The following is a 3,038-nucleotide window of genomic DNA, read 5'->3' on the forward strand; positions in this document are numbered from 1 at the left end:
GGGCGGGCGGTGACGGACGGGTCGGTGCGGCGAGGACCCGAGGTGTGCCGCCGGGCACGGCGCCCGCGGCCGCGTCGGGGGACGCCGTGGGCCGGGGCGGCTCGTGCCGGGGACGCCCTCGGCCACGCCGGAGGGGCCGAGGCCGTTGCCCGCTGCGCGTCGCATTCCGGCCTCCTCTCGCCCCGGACCTGGGGCTTTGCCGCCCCGAGATCCATCCGTTCACTCGCTGTCACGAACTCGTTGCGTTAAGTACCCCCAGGTCATGCACGCGTAAACCGGAGGGGGCGCGCGGAATCATGATCGCCACCAGACTTTGCCTTCGCATTGCCCGGCGGTGTGCGGGCTCGGGTTTGTTCGGGCGTCCCGGCCCGGGTCAGGTGATGTCGCGGCGCAGGGGCGCGGCGACGGCGGCAGCGGCGGCGAGGGCCGCGTACGCGAGGAGGACGAGCGTGCCCGCCACCGGCGGCAGCAGCCGGACGGGATCGGTCGACAGCTGCTGCGAGAGGGCGTCGGCGACCGCGGTGAAGTCGGTCAGCGCGGCGGTCGCCCCGCCCGGCAGCCACGGGTACAGCCACCGGACGCCCGGCACCATCAGCAGCAGCGTCTCGCCCGCGTACAGGTAGCCGACGACGACGCCGAGCGCCGCCGTCCGGTTCGGGATCAGCGCGCCCATGCCGATGCCGAGCAGCGTGTAGGCCACCATCGCCACGCCGATGCGGGCGAGCAGCCCGAGGATCGTGGCGGCGGGCAGCCCCAGGTCGACGCCCTTCGCCGCCGCGACCGCCGAAGACGCGGCGGCGGCCGTGCCCGCGAGCACCAGCCCGTACACGGCCCCGGCGGCGCCGTGGACCAGGAGCTTCGCCGCGAGGACCCGCCCGCGGCGCGGCGCGAACAGGAACGTGACGTCGGCCGTCCGGTGCCGGTACTCCGAGGCCGCCGCCAGAGTGCCGACCGCGGCCGGGACGAGCGCGGTGTACCCGAGGACGCCCAGGACCGACCGGACGCCTTCCTCGGTGTGCAGGCCCGGCATCGGCGGATCGAAGTTCTCCGGTCCGACGACGGTCATCAGCCCGACGATCCCGCCGCCGGCGAGCCCGCCGACGAGCAGGATCCACAGCCACGTCCGGGTGGCCAGCAGCTTGCGGAACTCCGCCCTGACCAGCCGGTTCATCGCGGGCCTCCGGTCAGGTCGAGGAAGATCCGCTCCAGGTCGAGTTCCTCGGTCGTCAAGCCGTGGACGCGCAGCCCGCGCGCGGCCGCGAAGTCGGCGACGCCCGCGGCGTCCAGCCCGTGCACCCGCAGCTCCCCGGGTGCGTCCGGCCCGGCGGGCCCCGGCGCGTACGGGACGTCCGGGCGGCGCCTCCCGGACGAGTGTCCGCGCGAGCTCGGCGGCGTCCGCCGAGCGCACGAGGACGACCGGGCCCGCACCCGCGAGCCCGTCCGGCGGCCCGGCCGCCACGACCCGGCCGCCGCGGATCATCACGACGTCGTCGGCGATCCGCCGGACCTCGCCGAGCACGTGGCTGGAGAACAGGATCGTGCGGCCCTCGCCGGCCAGGCGGCGCAGGAACGTCCGCAGCCACGCCGTGCCCTCCGGGTCCAGGCCGTTGCCCGGCTCGTCGAGCAGCAGCACCCGCGGGTCGCCCAGCAGCGCGGTCGCCAGGTTCAGCCGCTGCCGCATGCCGGTGGAGAAGCCGCCGGTCCGGCGGCGCGCGGCCGCGGCGAGCCCGAGGACGTCGAGGAGTTCGTCGACGCGCCCGTCCGGGTGCCCGCCCATCGCCGCGTACACGCGTAGATGGTCGCGCGCCGAATGCGCCGGGTGGAACGTCGCGGCGTCGAAGACGGCGCCGACCGTCGCCGACGGGTTCGGGATGTCGCGGTAGCGCCGCCCCCCGATCGTCGCGGACCCGGACGTGGGCGCGACATGGCCGACGATCATCCGCATCGTCGTGGTCTTGCCGGCACCGTTCGGACCGAGGAAACCGGTGATCCGGCCGGGTTCGACGGTGAAGCCGACGCCGTCCACCGCGACGACGTCGCCGAACCGCTTGGTCAGGCCGGTCACCTCGATCCGCGGCCCGGTCACGTCCGGCTCCGGCCGCCCGCGGCGGCCCGGTGGATGCGCCGGGTCAGCCCCGCCGCGTCCCGGTGGGAGACCACGATCTCGTCGAACTCGTCCCCGGCGACCGCGCGGTTGAGCGTCAGGTGCAGGCCGGGAGCCCCGCGCCGCACCGCCACCAGCCGGCGCGGGCCCCGCACGAGGCCCCAGACCCCGATCTTGGCCACGCCGGAGACGTGGTATCCGCGCCGGGCGCCGCGCGCGACGCGCAGCGGCCGGTCGACGCACGCGGCGCCGTCGACCGCGGCGAGCGGGACGGTGACCCGGCCGCGGCGCGTCCAGGTCCGCTCCCACGCGCTGAACTCGATGTCGATCCGGTCGCGGTCGACCTTCACTTCGGCCATGGCATCGCCTTTCTCGTGCGGCCCGGGGGCGGGCCGGTCAGGTGTCGTCGGACGTCTCGTCGGGCGCTTCGCCGGGCGCCTTGCCGGACGTCTCGCCGGACGTCTCGTCCGGCGGGTCGACGGGCATGAGGACGGTCGCGAGCAGGCGCGGTGTGCGTCCCCCGCCCGGCCCGTTGCCGGCCAGCGGACCGACGAGCTCGGCGAAGCGGCGCGCGAACTCGGCGAACTCCGCGTCGTCCAGGTTCAGCACGACCTGCTGGTAGCCGACGCCGTCGGCGACGAAGTCGATCTCGTCGCGGGCGAGGTAGCGGGAGAACTCGGCGAGGAGGCTGGAGACGAACGCGGTGAAGTACCGGCCGTGGTCCGCGGGGGTCGTCGCGGCCAGTTGCGCGGGATCGAGCACGGCCCCGCCGGGCGGCAGCGCGTAGACGCGCTCCTGCCCGATCTTCCCCTCGTCGGACACCTCCAGGAGGCCGCCCTTGGCGAGCGCGGCCAGGTGCCGGTAGAGGGTCGCCTGCGGGACGTCCGGCATCATCCGGGCGATCTCCCGCGTGGTGCTGCGCCCGGCGGCGACC

Annotated in this window: 3 protein-coding genes; all 3 read right to left on the reverse strand. The window is 75.8% G+C overall.

Going from position 1 to position 3,038, the window contains the following annotated elements:
• Nucleotides 1-373: 373 nt before the first annotated feature.
• Nucleotides 374-2,086, reverse strand: coding sequence for an ABC transporter ATP-binding protein (locus BJF79_RS63290; protein ID WP_262403067.1), 1,713 nt, complete (start codon nt 2,084-2,086; stop codon nt 374-376).
• Nucleotides 2,083-2,463: a hypothetical protein gene (locus tag BJF79_RS35890; RefSeq protein WP_075904104.1), complete on the reverse strand. Its 381-nt coding sequence runs from the start codon at nt 2,461-2,463 to the stop codon at nt 2,083-2,085. Before BJF79_RS35890 ends, BJF79_RS63290 begins: the two co-directional genes overlap by 4 nt.
• Before the next feature lie 37 nt (nt 2,464-2,500).
• Nucleotides 2,501-3,038: helix-turn-helix domain-containing protein (locus BJF79_RS56350; protein WP_075904105.1), on the reverse strand; the 538-nt coding region annotated here is incomplete at its 5' end.

This window comes from Actinomadura sp. CNU-125 (assembly GCF_001942465.1).
Taxonomy (GTDB): Bacteria; Actinomycetota; Actinomycetes; order Streptosporangiales; family Streptosporangiaceae; genus Spirillospora.